The following is a 13,842-nucleotide window of genomic DNA, read 5'->3' as shown; positions in this document are numbered from 1 at the left end:
TCAGTGAGCCTGGGCCGCACCGCGTTCGCGGGCGATCAGGTGGTCGGCGATGCGCAGCATGTCCGGGAAGCTCTTGCCCTTCACCAGGTACTTGCCGTTGACGATGATCGACGGGGTGCCGCTGATCTGGCTGCGCTGGGCGAACTGCTTGGCCGAGTTGGTCTTGGCGTTCACCGCGAAGCTGCCCATGGTGGCGGCGAACTGCTTCGGATCCACGCCGTAGGCGGTGTAGAACTTGGCGATGTCTTCCACCGAGTCACGGCCGCGCTCGCCCTTCAGGGTCTTCTGCGAGTGGATGGCGGCGTACAGCGCTTCGTGGGTCTTTTCCTGCACGCCCAGGGTCTGCGCGGCGTAGAAGGCACGGGCGTAGTCATCCCAGGTGCCGCCGAACATGGCCGGCACGTAGACGAAGTTCACGTCGCTCGGCAGGCCGGCCTTCCACGGGCCGACCAGCGGCTGGAACGCGGCGCAGGCCGGGCAGACGTAGCCGAAGATCTCGGTCACTTCGATCTTGCCGGCAGCCGGCTGGAACGGCTGGCCGTTCGGGATCACCTGGTAATCGGCGCCTTCCACCGGGGCCGGGCCGGTCAGCGCGGCGGTGGTCGGGGCCGGCGCCGCGGCGGGGGCGGCTTCGGCCGGGGCCTTCTCGCCTTCGGCGGCAGCCGGCGCGGCGCCTTCACTGCCCGCAGCCGGTGCAGCGGCCGGTTCAGTGGTGGCGGCCGGGGTCGCTGCCGGTTCGGCCGGAGCCGTAGTGGTGTTGGTGCTGCCGTCGTCGGCCTTGCAGGCGGCCAGGATCGGCAGCAGCGCTGCGAGGGCGAGGGCGTAACGGATCTTCATGGAAACGTCTCCAGCATCTGGAATGGTGGGGCCGGCGGCAGGCGCCGGCCAGAGGGAAATGATGACACGCGGCGGCGACAGCGCCGTGTCGGTGGTGGGGCTGGGTTCAGCGGCCGCGGGCTGCGCGGGCCTGGGCGATCAGCGCCGAGGCGATGCGCAGCTGGTCGTCGAAGCTGTTGCCACGCACCAGGTACTGGCCGTTGATGATGATGGCCGGGGTGCCCGGAATCTTGGTGCGCTGGGCGAACGCGCGGGCGGCATCGACCTTCTTCTGCACGGCATCGCCGCGCAGGGCCTGCAGATAACGGTCCGGGGTCACGCCGTAGGCCTTGTAGAAGGTGGCGAGCTCATCGGCCGAGACGTTCTGCATCGGCAGCGAGCCCTGTTCGTGCAGGGCCTTGAACACGGCGGCATGGCTGCGCTTGGCCACGCCGACTTCGTCGGCGGCGTAGTAGGCCAGTGCCCAGGCATCCCAGGCGCCGCCGAAGGCCGCCGGCACCGGGGTGAAGCGCACGTCGGCCGGCAGCTTGGCCGCCCAGGCTTCCAGCTGCGGTTCGAAATGGGCGCAGTGCGGGCAGGTGTAGCCGAAGACCTCGACCACCTCGATCTTGCCGGCCAGCGGCTGGAACGGGCCCGGCTGGGCGATGCGCTCGTAGTCTTTGCCCTCGACCAGCGGGGCATTGGCGGGGGTGGCGGCGCAGGCTACCAGCGGCAGCAGTACCAGCACGGACAACAGCAGGCGGGAAATCAACCTCATCGACACGCATCTCCGTTGAAAAAAGCAACGCCGGCGCAGCCGCCGGCGTGAAGGAAACATACCGCAGCCGCGGGCCGAGGTGGCGGCCCGGGCCGACCAGTGGTGGTCAGGGGGCGGCAGCCGGTTGCGTCGGCGTGGCTGCAGTGGCCACATCGTCGGCCTTGTTGTGCAGGCCCTGCAGGTAGCTGGACAGCGCCTGCACCTCCTGCTCGCTGAGCTTCTGCGCGACCGTGGCCATGATCTGGAAGTGCGCCTTGTCGGTCTCGCTGGTCTGGCCGGCCTGGTACTCCTGCAGGCGGCGCGCGACATAACTGGCGTGCTGCCCACCGAGGTGCGGATAGGCCGGGCCCGGATTGCCGGCGCCACTGGGGCCGTGGCAGGCCATGCAGGCCGGCAGGCCGCGCTTGGCGTCGCCGCCACGGTACAGCTGCTGGCCGATCTCGTAGAACTTTATGCCCTTGTAGGGGCCCTCGGTCACCGCCGTGTCATCGGCGATACCAGCGGTGGCTTTCTGCGTGGCGAAGAACGCGCCGATGTCGCGCATGTCCTGCGGGGTGAGGTTCTGCACGAACGGCACCATCGCCACCGCCGCGCCGGAACTGCGCTGGCCGTTGGCGATCAGGGCCATCTGCTGGGCCACGTAGCGTTCGCTCTGGCCGGCGATGGACGGGTACATCTCCACCGTGGAATTGCCGTCGGCACCATGGCAGGCCGCGCAGGCCGTCGCCTTGGTCTGGCCGGCCTTGGCATCGCCCCAGTGGGTCTTGCTGAAATCCACCTCCAGCGAGGCGGTACGGATCGGCCCGTTGTCGGGTAGCGGGGTCAACGTGGTCTGCGCGAACGCAGCAGCGGCAACGACTACAGCAGTGGCAAGGGCGGATACGGCAAGAACGCGAGCGTGGCGCATGCTAAAGCTCCGTATGGACCGGGCCGGGCGGTGGCCGCCGGCATCGCCCGGATTATCAACGCCGTTTCCGCGCACGGTCAACGCAGCAGTGCAGCATTTTCCCGGCAGAGGGCCCTGGGCCGGGCGCGCGGTGCCGCAACATGCGATCCTATGCACATGTCATTGCTCATCGAACGCGCTCAATACCACCTCTCTGCCCACAACATGGGGCAGCTGCCGCCCGATGAGGGGGCCGAAGTGGCCTTTGCGGGCCGCTCCAACGCCGGCAAGTCCAGTGCTCTCAACGCATTGACCCGCCAGAACAGCCTGGCCCGGGTCTCCAAGACCCCCGGCCGCACCCAGCAGCTGGTGTTCTTCCAGGTGACCCCGGAAGCCCATCTGGTCGATCTGCCCGGTTACGGCTACGCCAAGGTGCCGCTGGACCTGCAGGCGCACTGGCAGGCCTTCATCGACCGCTACTTCCGCACCCGCAATGCGCTGAGGGGCCTGGTGGTGGTGATGGATATCCGCCACCCGCTGAAGGACTACGACCGGCAGATGCTGGCCTATGCCGTGCAGCGTGGCCTGCCGGCGCATGCGTTGCTGACCAAGGCCGACAAGCTGAGCCGCAGCCAGCAGATGCAGACCCTGCAGAAGGTGCGCAAGGAACTGCACTCCTCCTTCGGTGATACGGTCAGCGTGCAGGTGTTCTCCGGCGCCGCCCGCACCGGTGTGGACGAAGCCCGCGGCATCATCGGCGGCTGGCTGGGGCTGGAATAAGGCGGCCAGCGGTCGCCTGCCTTTTCATCGGGGTGTACGGATGGAAGGATTTGCAGCAACGTTCTGGCAATGGCACGGGGCGGGTGACGGTGCCCGCGTCGAAGCGGCCTGCACCTTGCTCTCTGCCCTCGATTTCCTCCAGCAGGACGCATTGGGCCAAGCGGCAAAGCTGCCGCAGTGTCTTGCCTGTGAGGTCCAGTCGTCGGTCCTGATGCCTCTGGTGGCCGTCATGGACGGTCTGGCCGATCAGGTGCCGCCATTGGGCCAGCAGGCGCTGCTGAGGCTTCGCGCATCCTGCGCTGAGCTTGATGCGACCTCGCTCAGCTGTTCTGATGACGGGATCTTCGAACACGCGCAGTGGCAGGCGATCCGGATGGACGCGCGGCAAGCGGGTTTGTACTTGGCGCTGCAGGAACTGTTGCCGTACCTGGACGAACTACGGGACGCGCAGCGCTCGGCACCCGGCCGGTAGGGCCGGGCATGGCCCGGCGCGACCGGTCTGCTTCCGGGTAGTACCGGCCGCTGGTCGGCGATACCTCATTTCAACGGCGAATACTCCGCCGGCACCCACGCATAGGCCTTGCCCTCGCCACGCACATGGCCCAGACCGGGGAACGGCAGGTGCGCACCGGCCACCCACCAACCGTTGGCGGTGGCCTGCTGCAGCAGGCCGCGACGGCTGGCGATGGCCGCCTTGCGGTCCGAATCAGCCTCGAATGCCGCCTCCGGGTGCGCGAACTGCACCGCATGGAAGTGCAGCACATCACCCCATACCAGCAGTGACTGGCCCTGGCTGTCGAACCGGTAGGAGACATGGCCGGGGGTATGGCCATGGGTGTCCATCGCCACTGCGCCACCGGGCAGCGCATCGCCGGGGCTGAAAGTGCGCAGGTGGCCGCTGGCCTGGTACGGCGCGACCGCGTTGCGCGCCAGCGGGAAGGCGAAGCGCACGCCCTTCGGCGCCGTGGCCTCGCTGGCCGGGTTGAGCCAGTAATCGGCATCGGCCTTGGACAGCCACACGGTGGCATTCGGGTAGGCCGGCTTGCCCTGCGCGTCGAGCACCCCGCACAGGTGGTCCGGATGGGCGTGGGTCAACAGCACTTCGTCCACCTCGGCCGGGTCCACGCCGGAGGCACGCAGGTTGCCCAGCACCTGGCCCAGGCCGGGGCCGAAGCACTGTGCGGTGCCGGTATCGACCAGGGTCAGGTGGTTGCCCTGGCGCACCAGGAAGGCGTTGATCGCGGTCTGCAGGCCCTTCTTGTCTTCGGGTACGTAGCGGCCTTCCAACAGGCGGCTGACCAGCGTTGGCGGCACGTCGACCACTTCCTGCCGGCCCAATGCGACCACGCCGTCGAACAGGGCGGTGACCTGCAGCGCACCGACGCGCTGGTGATAGACGCCGGGGACCTGCTGGGTGGGGGCGGGCGAAGTGGCTTCGGCCAGCGCGGCCAGCGGCAGGGACGACAGGGCCAGCAGCAGGGCGCCGCGTAGCGGCAGGGGACGCAGGGTCATGGCGGTTCTCGGTGGATGACGGGCGATTCCGTTGTGCCCAGCGTGCCGTGGCCGGCGTGTGCACGGCGCTCAAACCACTGCGCGGAATGCTCAGGGAGGGGGGGTGTCTGCAGGGCTGCGCCCTGCACCTGCAGAGGCAACAGCAACGGCAACGGCCGAAGCAACACCGGCTATCCGTGGGATGGCGGGGTGGGTCCGGTTGCGGGGGACGCCGTAAATACGTCCTTGTAGGCTCGGTCGCGCCATCCATGGCGCTCACGCCCCCGCAACCGGACCCACCCCGCCTTCGACAGTTTTCTGCGATCTGTTGGAAATGCTCTTGGGGTCAGATCCGTTTTCCGGAGGAAAACGGATCTGACCCGGGAATTTCATTCGATATCTGACAGATGTGTCGACCAAGGTCGACACCTACCAACAGCCGCCGGAATCTGTCGAAGGCGGGGCACTGTGGGTTTGCGGGGTGTGAGCGGCATGGATGCCGCGACCAAGCCCCCATGGACGGGTTTACGGCGTCCCCGCAAACCCACAGTGCCCCGCCATCCCACGGAATGCACGCTGTTGCTGTTGCTCCGGCTCTTGCACTCGCTTCTGCGGGTGCAGGGCGCAGCCCTGCCGAACCCCCTCAAATGTCTGTGGGAGCCAGCCCGTACTGCTCGGCGAAGCGCTTGCTGAAACTGGCCGCAGACCGGTAGCCCGCGCGTGCCGCGACGGTCTTCAACGGCAGGTCGGTGGTGTAGAGCAGCTGCATGCCATGCGCCAGCCGGGCCTCGGTGAGCAGCTGGCGCAGGCTGGTGTCCTCGGCCGCCAGGCGACGGCGCAGGGTCGCACCGCTCAGCGCGAACTGTTCTTCCACATCACGCGATTGCCAGTCGCGTGCTGGTTCGGCGGCGATGCGGTCGCGGATCTGTTCGCCCAGGCTCGGTGCCTGCGGCAGCAGCAGGTTGCCGTGGCCCTGCCGGCACAGGGTCAGCACCAGCGAGGCCAGGGCCAGCCGCGCGTCGCTGTAACGACCGTCCTGCAGCGATTGGCGCCACTGGCGCAGCACCGCGCCATGGTCGATCAACGGCAGTCGCGCCATCGCCTGCCCAGGGGCGGGAAGTTCCTCGCTCCACAGCGTGCGTGCGGCCGCCAGCACTTCGGCACACAGCGGCACGATGGCACTGAGGTAGCGGCCACTGCGCGGGTCGGGGCTGTTGACCACATCGATGCGGCAGCGCTGGGTCAGCAGCAGGATGTCGCCGGGGAAGAATTCCAGTGACTGGTGTGCGGTGCGCACCTGCTTGCGGCCTTCCAGCAGGATCGCGAACTGCGGCTGCGGAATTTCCACCGAACTGGCGCCATGTTCCCGGCGAGCGGTGATGCACGCATAGCCCTCGGCGCGCGCGCAGCCGGCCAGGCTGGCCATCTCGGCCAGCAGCGCGGTGGCCGGGGGCAGCATGCCGGTCACGAGACGTGGGCACCGAGCAGGCGACCGACGCCTGCGGCCGCGGCCATCGCCAACGCGCCCCAGAACATCACCCGGATTGCGCCGCGAACAGGCGGGGCGCCCCCGGCCTGCGCCGCCATCGCGCCGGTCAGGCACAGGCCGAGCAGGGTACTGGCGGTGGTCAGCAGTGCGACCTTGTCGACCGGCGCGAGCAGGGCGGTCAGCACCGGCAGTGCCGCGCCACAGGTGAACGCACCGGCCGAGGCCAGCGCCGCCTGCAACGGGCGCGCGCGCAGGGTATCGGTGATGCCGAGTTCGTCGCGGGCATGGGCGCCCAGCGCGTCGTGGGCGGTGAGCTGTTCGGCCACCTGCCGTGCCAGGGCAGGCTCCAGGCCGCGGTGGCGGTAGATCGCGGCCAGCTCTTCCAGCTCGCTGTGCGGGTCTTCGTGCAGTTCGCGCTTCTCCATCGCCAGGTCGGCGTCTTCGGTGTCGGCCTGGGTCTGCACCGAGACATACTCGCCGGCGGCCATCGACATCGCGCCGGCCACGGTGCCAGCCACGCCGGTGGCCAGGATGGTCGCCGCGGAGGCGCCGCTGGCGGCCACGCCGACTACCAGGCCGGCCACCGAGACGATGCCATCGTTTGCCCCCAGCACGGCGGCACGCAGCCAGCCGACACGCTCGGAGCGGTGCAGTTCGGGGTGTCGTGAATGACGGCTCATGGCTCTGAGTGTACGAGGGTCAAGAGGGCGTCGGTAGGATGCTGAAACCTGCCACCGTCGCATGACGCAACGGGTCGCCACGCTATAGTGCGCCCTTGCGATGGAAGGCCCCGGGCCCCACATCCCCCGCCACTGTCCAGCGAGCCTTCCCCTTGTCGAGCCCCAGCCACGTCGCCGATACCCCCATTACCGACCGCTCGCAGCTGGTGGAGGTGATCGCCTCCGGCGAGAAGCCCCGCGCGCAGTGGCGCATCGGTACCGAGCACGAGAAGTTCGGGTTCCGCCTGGATGACCTGCGACCGCCGACCTTCGAGGGCGAGCGCGGCATCGAGGCGCTGCTCAATGGCCTGGTCCGCTTTGGCTGGGAGCCGGTGCAGGAGAACGGCAACACCATCGCCCTGCTGCGCGATGGCGCCTCGGTGACACTGGAACCGGCCGGTCAGCTGGAACTGTCCGGCGCGGCGCTGGAGACCATCCACCAGACCTGCGTGGAGACCGGCACCCATCTGAACGAAGTGGCGCAGGTGGCCGGCGAACTGCAGCTGGGCTTCCTCGGCATGGGTTTCCAGCCGAAGTGGAAGCGCGATGAAATGCCGTGGATGCCGAAGGGCCGCTACAAGATCATGCGCGCGTACATGCCCAAGGTCGGCTCGCTGGGCCTGGACATGATGACCCGCACCTGCACGGTGCAGGTGAACCTGGATTACGCCACCGAAGCGGACATGGTGAAGAAGTTCCGCGTGTCGCTGGCGCTGCAGCCGATCGCCACCGCGCTGTTCGCCGATTCGCCGTTCACCGAAGGCAAGCCGAACGGCTACCTGAGCTACCGCTCGCACATCTGGACCGACACCGACGCCGACCGCACCGGCATGCTCGACTTCGTGTTCGAGGATGGCTTCGGTTACGAGCGCTATGTCGACTACCTGCTCGACGTGCCGATGTATTTCTCCTACCGCGATGGCATCTACCACGACGCGAGCGGGCAGAGCTTCCGCGATTTCATGCAGGCCAGGCTGCCGGTGCTGCCGGGCGCGCTGCCGACGCTGCGCGACTGGTCGGACCACATGACCACCGCGTTCCCGGAAGTGCGCCTGAAGAAGTACCTGGAAATGCGCGGCGCCGATGGTGGCCCGTGGAGCCGCCTGTGTGCGCTGCCGGCATTCTGGGTGGGCCTGCTGTACGACGACACCGCACTGGATGCCGCCTGGGACCTGGTGCGTGACTTCACCCTGGCCGAGCGCCATGCACTGCGCGACGGCGTGCCGAAGCATGCGATGAACCTGCCGTTCCGTAATGGCAGCGTGCGCGACCTGGCCCGCGAAGCGGTGAAGATTTCCGTTGAAGGCCTCAAGCGCCGCGCGGCGCGCAATGCCGACGGCCAGGACGAGAGCAAGTTCCTGGACGTGCTGCAGGAAATCGTCGAATCCGGCCTGACCCCGGCCGAGCGCAAGCTGGCGCTGTTCCATGGCCGCTGGCACGGCGACGTCGATCCGGTGTTCCGCGAGTTCGCGTACTGACCGCCATGCGGGGTTGCCGGCCAGCGGCCGGCACTACCCGAAGAAAAACCCCGGCATTGCCGGGGTTTTTCTTTTTCACATCGGCCCTGGATCAGGCGGCGTTCTTCATCGTCGCCATGTCGATCACGAAGCGGTAGCGCACATCGTTCTTCGCCATGCGTTCCCAGGCTTCGTTGACGTTCTTGATGTCGATCATCTCGACGTCGCTGACGATGCCGTGCTCGGCACAGAAGTCCATCATTTCCTGGGTTTCGGCCATGCCGCCGATCGCCGAGCCGGTCAGGTGCTTGCGGCCGAAGATCACGCTGCCGCCGGTCAGCGGCGGGTCCAGTTCGGTCAGCACGCCGACCAGGCACATGGTGGCCTCGCGCTTGAGCAGGCCCATGTACGGGTTGGTGTCATGGCCGACCGGAATGGTGTTGAGCAGGAAGTCGAAGCTGCCGGCGTGCGCTTTCATCTGCGCGGCATCGCGCGAGACCAGCACTTCATCGGCGCCCAGGCGCTTGGCGTCGGCACCCTTTTCCGGCGTGGTGGTGATCATCACCACATGCGCGCCGAGTGCCTTGGCGAACTTCACGCCCATGTGGCCGAGGCCACCGAGGCCGATCACGCCGACCTTCTGGCCCGGGCCGACCTTCCAGTGGCGCAGCGGCGACCAGGTGGTGATGCCGGCGCACAGCAGCGGCGCGGCCGCCTTCAGGTCGAGCGTGTCGGACACCTTCACCACGAAGCGCTGCTCGACCACCACGTGGTCGGAATAGCCGCCGTAGGTCGGCGCACCGCTTTCGCGTTCACGGCCGTTGTAGGTCCAGGTCGCGCCTTCGGCACAGTACTGCTCCAGATCGTGCTCGCAGGCGTCGCAGTGGCGGCACGAGTCGACCATGCAGCCCACGCCGGCGTGGTCGCCGACCTTGAAGCGGGTGACGTTGCTGCCGACCTCGGTCACGCGGCCGATGATCTCGTGGCCCGGCACCATCGGGTAGATCGAGCCACCCCAGTCGTCGCGGGCCTGGTGCAGGTCGGAGTGGCAGATGCCGCTGTAGAGGATCTCGATACGCACATCGTCCGGGCCGACCGCGCGGCGTTCGAACTCGTACGGGATCAGCGGGTCGGTATGTGAATGGGCGGCGTAACCACGGGCGAGGGACATGGGGAATCCTTGGCAGGGTTTGTCGAAAGGCGTTTTACAATACGCCCCGTACCCAGCGGCAAGAAGCCCGGATATCGGCATGATTCATCAAGTGAAACTGCACAATCATGGCCACTGACAACCTCTCCCACCTGGCCGCGTTCGCGGCGGTCGCCCGCCACCGCAGCTTCCGCCGCGCCGGCGCCGAGCTGGCGCTGTCGACCTCGGCGGTGAGCTATGCGATCCGCGCCCTGGAAGAACGCCTGGGCGTGGGCCTGTTCCATCGAACCACCCGCAGCGTGGCACTGACCGAGGCCGGGCAGCGCCTGCTCGAGCGCCTGCAACCGGCACTGGGGCAGGTGCATGACGCGCTGGAAGAGATGAACCAGTTCCGCGCCGCCCCGGCCGGCCTGCTGCGCATCAACGCCACCCGTGCGGCGGTGGCGACCCAGCTGGGGCCGCGGCTGGCGCGCTTCCTGCACGCCCATCCCGACGTGCGGGTGGAGCTGACCGAGAACGATGGCCTGGTCGACATCGTCGCCGAGGGTTACGACGCCGGCGTGCGCCTGCATGAGTTCATCCCCGAGGACATGGTGGCGGTGCCGATGGGGCCGCCGCTGCGTGGGCTGATCGTCGGCTCGCCGGACTACCTGCGCAGACGCTCTGCGCCGCAGCATCCACGCGACCTGGCCACGCACGAGTGCATCCGCTTCCGCTTCGCCAGCGGCCATCTGTACAAGTGGCAGTTCGAACGCGAGGGGCAGGCGCTGGAGATCGACGTGCCGGGGCGGTTGACCCTGGGCGAGCAGGGCACCGTGGTCAGTGCCGTGCTCGATGGCATCGGCCTGGCCTATGTGCTGGAAGACACCGCGCGGCCGTACATCGATTCAGGGCAGATGGTGGCGGTGCTGGAAGACTGGAGCGAACCGTTCGCCGGCTTTGCGCTGTACTACCCGAAGCAGCGGCAGATGCCCGGTGCGCTGCGCGCGTTCGTGGATATGCTGCGCGAGTGAGTCGTGGCAGGAGTGCCGACCAACGGTCGGCACCCACCGCAGCAGGCCATTGCCGACCGACGAATCGGGATCGGCCGGTAGATCCACGCCATGCGTGGATGGCACCACGCTACGGCCCCTGCAGCACCGGCGCCAACAACACCAGGCAATCACGCAGGTGCACCTCCACCGGCGCATCCTCGGCCACCACGCCGATCACACGTTCGCGCAGTGGCTCGGCAACGGCCATCGCCAGGATCAGCCGCGCCATGCACGCGGCATCTCCCTCGCGCAGCAGCCCACGCTGCTGCTGACGCGCCAGCCAGTCGGCCAGCAATGCACGGCCGCGTTCGATGCCGTTGTCCAGATAGGCCTGCAGCAGCGCGTCCTTGCCGGGAAAGTCGGTGGCGAGCAGGCGGAACACCTGCACCGCCTGCGCCGACAGCGCCTGTGCGCACACCGCCTGCAGGATCGCCTGCAGCAGCGGCAGCACTTCGTCGGCGTGGCGGGCATCACGCTGCAACTGTGGCGCGAAGCCGTCGGTCCACTCGCGCACCGCCAATCCGACCAGTTCCTCGCGGTTGCTGGCATGGCGGTACACGGTCTTCTTCGCCACCCCGGCGTGCGCCGCCACCGCTTCGATGGTGGTGGCCTCGTAACCCTGTGCCAGCAACAGCGCCAGCGTGGCCTGCAGCACCGCGTGGCGGACTTCGGCTTCCGGTCGCGCAGGGCGGCCGCGGCGGCGGGTCGGCGTTGTGGGCTCGGGCAGGGCGGTGCTGTTCATTGCGCCCATCTTACCGCATTGGGTTAATGGCGAAACGTTGAACGTTTCCGTATTGTCGGGCCTCCCAACCCCGCAGGAAACCCCCGATGGATACCGCTGTGAACGCCCGCGCCTGGTTGGACCACCACGATCTGCTGGACCCGGCGCCGATGCACCTGGAAACCGGCATCCAGCGCCGCGAAGACGGCACCCTGCTGGTGGCGGTGCGCACCGATCTGCACGGCTGCAAGGGCCGCATGCTGGACTGGTGGTTCACCTTCTTCGAGACCACCCAGCACATCCGCTGGTGGCACCCGGTCGACCATGTCGAGCATCGCGGCTGGGACGCGGCCTGGCAGCGCGGGCGCAGCTACCACGGCGCCAGTATCCATGCGGTGGAATCGCTGGCTGACATTCCGCCGGTGGCGGCGCGGCTGAAGTTCCATGACCCGCGCACGCTGCTGGTGCCCGAGCGCCTGCAGGTGGCACAGGATGCCGGTGATGTGTCGGCAGTGATCGCCGCACGCATCGGCTTCGGCGATCACGTGCGCCTGGATGCGCACGGTGATCCCTGCGACGGGCAGATGCTGCACGTGGCGCGCGATACGCCGTTTGGCTGCGTGCTGCGCAGCCGCTTCGTACTCGGCCTGGACAGCGCCGATCCGCAGCGCGATGCCGGCGATGCCGTCGGCCTGGGCCTGCTCAGGCACTGCTACACGGAGTTCAGTTTCCTCTCGCGCCTGCTGCCGTCGCTGTACTACGGCGAGCGTGCCAACGGCGAAGCGGTGCCGTTGCCGTGGTGAACGATGCGCCGGTCATTCGACCAGCGCGTCGTAGCCTTCGCCGCTGAACTGGATCAGGCAGAAGCCATGCCCGAACGGATCGGCCAGCACGGCGATGCGGCCCCAGCGACGCTCGCGCACAGGCTGTTCGAGCGTCGCCCCGGCCGCAATCGCACGTGCCAGTGCGGCCTCGATGTCATCCACCACCCAGTCCAGGTGCAGCGGCGTCCAGTGACGCTCGTAGTCGCGTACGTCGCCATCCTCGGTGGCGGCGCTGCCGGCTTCGTTCTGCAGCAGGTAGAGCGGGGTTGGCCCACCGAGCAGCTCCACGGCGCCCGGGCCGAGGCGGCGGCCGATGCGCAGGCCGAAGGCTGTGGTGTAGAAGGCTTCGGCTGCGGCGAGATCGGGGACGTCGAGGTTGACGATGAATGATGCGGTGGGCGTATCCATGGGCAGATCCGGTGGATGCGGGTGGGCAGTGTACGCCCGCATCCACGCAGGGCGTGGGTCTACTGCGCGCGCGGGTAGTCGAGGTAGCCCGCTTCGCCGCCACCGTAGTAGCTGCTGCGGTCCGGAGTGGCCAGCGCGATGTCGCGCTGCAGGCGCTCGACCAGATCCGGGTTGGCGATGAACGGCTGGCCGAACGCGGCCAGGTCGATGGTGCCGGCCTCGACCAGCTGCAGGGCGCGCTCGCGGGTCATGCCACCGGCCAGGATCACGGTGCCACCGTAGGCCTGCCTGAACTGCCGCAGGAAGGCCGGGCCCAGCACCGACTGCCCCGCCTGCAGATTGTCGTTGAGATGCACATAGGCCAGCCCGCGCTTGCCCAGTTCCTCGGCCAGGTACAGATAGGTGGCCTCGTTGTCGGGGTAGTACGGCATGTCGAAGGTGAGGTTGTTTGGCGCCAGGCGCACGCCGATGCGGTGCGCGCCGATGCGCTCGGCCATCGCATCGACCGTCTCCAGGATCAACCGCGCACGGTTTGGCAGCGAGCCGCCGTAGCGGTCCTCGCGCTGGTTGATGAGCGGGTTGAGGAACTGCTCGAACAGGTAGCCGTTGGCGGCATGCAGTTCGATGCCATCGAAACCGGCGGCGATGGCGTTGTCGGCGCCGCGCGCGAAGTCGGCAATGATGCCGGGGATCTCTTCGGTGGCCAGCGCACGCGCCGGGGTGGGATCGGCATGGCCGCGGCTGCCGTCTTCCAGATAGACGAACGAGGTGTTCTTCGGTGCGCTGGCGACCGGCCGGGTACCGGCGCTGACCGGTTGCCCACCCCCGGGCTGCAGCGAGGAATGCGACATGCGGCCGACGTGCCAGAGCTGGGCGAAGATCGCGCCCTGCGCGGCATGCACCGCCTCGGTGACCAGCTTCCACCCGGCCACCTGCTCGGCCGACCAGATGCCCGGCACGTCGATGTAGCCCTGGCCCTGCGGCGAGACCGGCGTGCCTTCGCTGATGATCAGGCCGGCGCTGGCGCGCTGCCGGTAGTACTGCGCGGTGAGCTCATTGGCGACCGAGCCGGGGTTGCGGGCACGGGTCATCGGGGCCATCGCGATGCGGTTGCGCAGGGCGATGCCTGTCAGGTCGAACGGACGGAACAGGGCGGCGGTCATGTTGGTCATCTCGGTGCGGGGAAGAGCGCCAGCGGCGCGATGCACACAGGATGGAGTTGACATGCGGGCGCATAAAGCGCTTCGATCTCCCTTGGTGCGGGACTATTTGTCCCCAATGTGGGATGA

Annotated in this window: 15 protein-coding genes; 5 read left to right on the top strand and 10 right to left on the bottom strand. The window is 68.2% G+C overall.

What is annotated here, in order from left to right:
* The 3 genes from AB1281_RS16575 to AB1281_RS16565 form a co-directional block, all read right to left on the bottom strand.
* Entirely contained in the window at positions 1-837 is an 837-nt protein-coding gene (locus AB1281_RS16575; RefSeq protein WP_430346431.1) for a thiol:disulfide interchange protein DsbA/DsbL, read from the bottom strand.
* Between the two features lie 106 nt (positions 838-943).
* Positions 944-1,594: a thiol:disulfide interchange protein DsbA/DsbL gene (locus AB1281_RS16570; RefSeq protein WP_097048895.1), complete on the bottom strand. Its 651-nt coding sequence runs from the start codon at positions 1,592-1,594 to the stop codon at positions 944-946.
* A gap of 106 nt (positions 1,595-1,700) precedes the next feature.
* Positions 1,701-2,501, bottom strand: coding sequence for a c-type cytochrome (locus AB1281_RS16565; RefSeq protein ID WP_430346430.1), 801 nt, complete (start codon positions 2,499-2,501; stop codon positions 1,701-1,703).
* Positions 2,502-2,657: 156 nt separating this feature from the next.
* Between AB1281_RS16565 and yihA the strand changes: the two genes are divergently transcribed.
* Together yihA and AB1281_RS16555 are read left to right on the top strand one after the other, a co-directional pair.
* Positions 2,658-3,260 (top strand): ribosome biogenesis GTP-binding protein YihA/YsxC, encoded by a 603-nt coding sequence (yihA, locus tag AB1281_RS16560; protein WP_041864681.1) that lies wholly within the window; start codon positions 2,658-2,660, stop codon positions 3,258-3,260.
* A 40-nt stretch (positions 3,261-3,300) separates the two neighbouring features.
* Positions 3,301-3,732 carry a hypothetical protein gene (locus tag AB1281_RS16555; protein WP_065724691.1) on the top strand — a complete coding sequence of 144 codons (432 nt, stop codon included), beginning with the start codon at positions 3,301-3,303 and terminating at the stop codon, positions 3,730-3,732.
* 65 nt (positions 3,733-3,797) lie between these two features.
* On the opposite strand, the gene AB1281_RS16550 is transcribed toward AB1281_RS16555, so the two are convergent.
* The 3 genes from AB1281_RS16550 to AB1281_RS16540 all read right to left on the bottom strand — a co-directional run bounded on the left by AB1281_RS16550 (position 3,798) and on the right by AB1281_RS16540 (position 6,920).
* On the bottom strand, positions 3,798-4,772 hold the full coding sequence (locus AB1281_RS16550; RefSeq protein ID WP_430346429.1) for an MBL fold metallo-hydrolase: 975 nt from the start codon (positions 4,770-4,772) through the stop codon (positions 3,798-3,800).
* Positions 4,773-5,394: 622 nt separating this feature from the next.
* Complete coding sequence (locus AB1281_RS16545) at positions 5,395-6,219, bottom strand: helix-turn-helix transcriptional regulator (RefSeq protein WP_080011119.1); 825 nt, start codon at positions 6,217-6,219, stop codon at positions 5,395-5,397.
* A complete protein-coding gene (locus AB1281_RS16540) occupies positions 6,216-6,920 on the bottom strand; it encodes a VIT1/CCC1 transporter family protein (protein WP_430346428.1) in 705 nt (234 codons plus the stop codon). Before AB1281_RS16540 ends, AB1281_RS16545 begins: the two co-directional genes overlap by 4 nt.
* Positions 6,921-7,072: 152 nt before the next feature.
* Here AB1281_RS16540 and AB1281_RS16535 point away from each other — a divergent pair, with 152 nt between their 5' ends.
* Positions 7,073-8,437 carry a glutamate--cysteine ligase gene (locus AB1281_RS16535; protein ID WP_014038468.1) on the top strand — a complete coding sequence of 455 codons (1,365 nt, stop codon included), beginning with the start codon at positions 7,073-7,075 and terminating at the stop codon, positions 8,435-8,437.
* A 91-nt stretch (positions 8,438-8,528) separates the two neighbouring features.
* On the opposite strand, the gene AB1281_RS16530 is transcribed toward AB1281_RS16535, so the two are convergent.
* The gene (locus AB1281_RS16530; RefSeq protein WP_005419275.1) at positions 8,529-9,587 is read right to left on the bottom strand and encodes an NAD(P)-dependent alcohol dehydrogenase; all 1,059 of its coding nucleotides are present in this window, start codon (positions 9,585-9,587) and stop codon (positions 8,529-8,531) included.
* Positions 9,588-9,694: 107 nt separating this feature from the next.
* On the opposite strand from AB1281_RS16530, the gene AB1281_RS16525 reads away from it, so the two are divergent.
* Complete coding sequence (locus AB1281_RS16525; RefSeq protein WP_014038466.1) at positions 9,695-10,579, top strand: LysR family transcriptional regulator; 885 nt, start codon at positions 9,695-9,697, stop codon at positions 10,577-10,579.
* Between the two features lie 109 nt (positions 10,580-10,688).
* Here AB1281_RS16525 and AB1281_RS16520 read toward each other — a convergent pair whose 3' ends face one another.
* Positions 10,689-11,351: a TetR/AcrR family transcriptional regulator gene (locus AB1281_RS16520; protein WP_075676262.1), complete on the bottom strand. Its 663-nt coding sequence runs from the start codon at positions 11,349-11,351 to the stop codon at positions 10,689-10,691.
* Between the two features lie 77 nt (positions 11,352-11,428).
* On the opposite strand from AB1281_RS16520, the gene AB1281_RS16515 reads away from it, so the two are divergent.
* Positions 11,429-12,124 (top strand): DAPG hydrolase family protein, encoded by a 696-nt coding sequence (locus AB1281_RS16515; RefSeq protein ID WP_101766066.1) that lies wholly within the window; start codon positions 11,429-11,431, stop codon positions 12,122-12,124.
* 12 nt (positions 12,125-12,136) lie between these two features.
* Here AB1281_RS16515 and AB1281_RS16510 read toward each other — a convergent pair whose 3' ends face one another.
* Positions 12,137-12,553 carry a VOC family protein gene (locus AB1281_RS16510; RefSeq protein WP_075676264.1) on the bottom strand — a complete coding sequence of 139 codons (417 nt, stop codon included), beginning with the start codon at positions 12,551-12,553 and terminating at the stop codon, positions 12,137-12,139.
* Positions 12,554-12,612: 59 nt separating this feature from the next.
* Positions 12,613-13,716 carry an alkene reductase gene (locus AB1281_RS16505; protein WP_430346427.1) on the bottom strand — a complete coding sequence of 368 codons (1,104 nt, stop codon included), beginning with the start codon at positions 13,714-13,716 and terminating at the stop codon, positions 12,613-12,615.
* Positions 13,717-13,842 lie beyond the last annotated feature (126 nt).

Source organism: Stenotrophomonas sp. NRRL B-14846 (assembly GCF_050473585.1).
Classification (GTDB): Bacteria; Pseudomonadota; Gammaproteobacteria; order Xanthomonadales; family Xanthomonadaceae; genus Stenotrophomonas.
Note: the sequence above shows the minus strand (reverse complement) of the source record. Positions and strands in the feature narration are given on the sequence as shown.

Bases quoted from the DNA above. Each gene is read 5' to 3' on its own strand.
- AB1281_RS16540 (WP_430346428.1), bottom strand. From the start codon at position 6,920: ATGAGCCGTCATTCACGACACCCCGAACTGCACCGCTCCGAGCGTGTC.
- AB1281_RS16555 (WP_065724691.1), top strand. From the start codon at position 3,301: ATGGAAGGATTTGCAGCAACGTTCTGGCAATGGCACGGGGCGGGTGAC.
- AB1281_RS16550 (WP_430346429.1), bottom strand. From the start codon at position 4,772: ATGACCCTGCGTCCCCTGCCGCTACGCGGCGCCCTGCTGCTGGCCCTG.
- AB1281_RS16510 (WP_075676264.1), bottom strand. From the start codon at position 12,553: ATGGATACGCCCACCGCATCATTCATCGTCAACCTCGACGTCCCCGAT.
- AB1281_RS16530 (WP_005419275.1), bottom strand. From the start codon at position 9,587: ATGTCCCTCGCCCGTGGTTACGCCGCCCATTCACATACCGACCCGCTG.
- AB1281_RS16520 (WP_075676262.1), bottom strand. From the start codon at position 11,351: ATGGGCGCAATGAACAGCACCGCCCTGCCCGAGCCCACAACGCCGACC.
- AB1281_RS16575 (WP_430346431.1), bottom strand. From the start codon at position 837: ATGAAGATCCGTTACGCCCTCGCCCTCGCAGCGCTGCTGCCGATCCTG.
- AB1281_RS16570 (WP_097048895.1), bottom strand. From the start codon at position 1,594: ATGAGGTTGATTTCCCGCCTGCTGTTGTCCGTGCTGGTACTGCTGCCG.
- yihA (WP_041864681.1), top strand. From the start codon at position 2,658: ATGTCATTGCTCATCGAACGCGCTCAATACCACCTCTCTGCCCACAAC.
- AB1281_RS16525 (WP_014038466.1), top strand. From the start codon at position 9,695: ATGGCCACTGACAACCTCTCCCACCTGGCCGCGTTCGCGGCGGTCGCC.
- AB1281_RS16565 (WP_430346430.1), bottom strand. From the start codon at position 2,501: ATGCGCCACGCTCGCGTTCTTGCCGTATCCGCCCTTGCCACTGCTGTA.
- AB1281_RS16505 (WP_430346427.1), bottom strand. From the start codon at position 13,716: ATGACCGCCGCCCTGTTCCGTCCGTTCGACCTGACAGGCATCGCCCTG.
- AB1281_RS16515 (WP_101766066.1), top strand. From the start codon at position 11,429: ATGGATACCGCTGTGAACGCCCGCGCCTGGTTGGACCACCACGATCTG.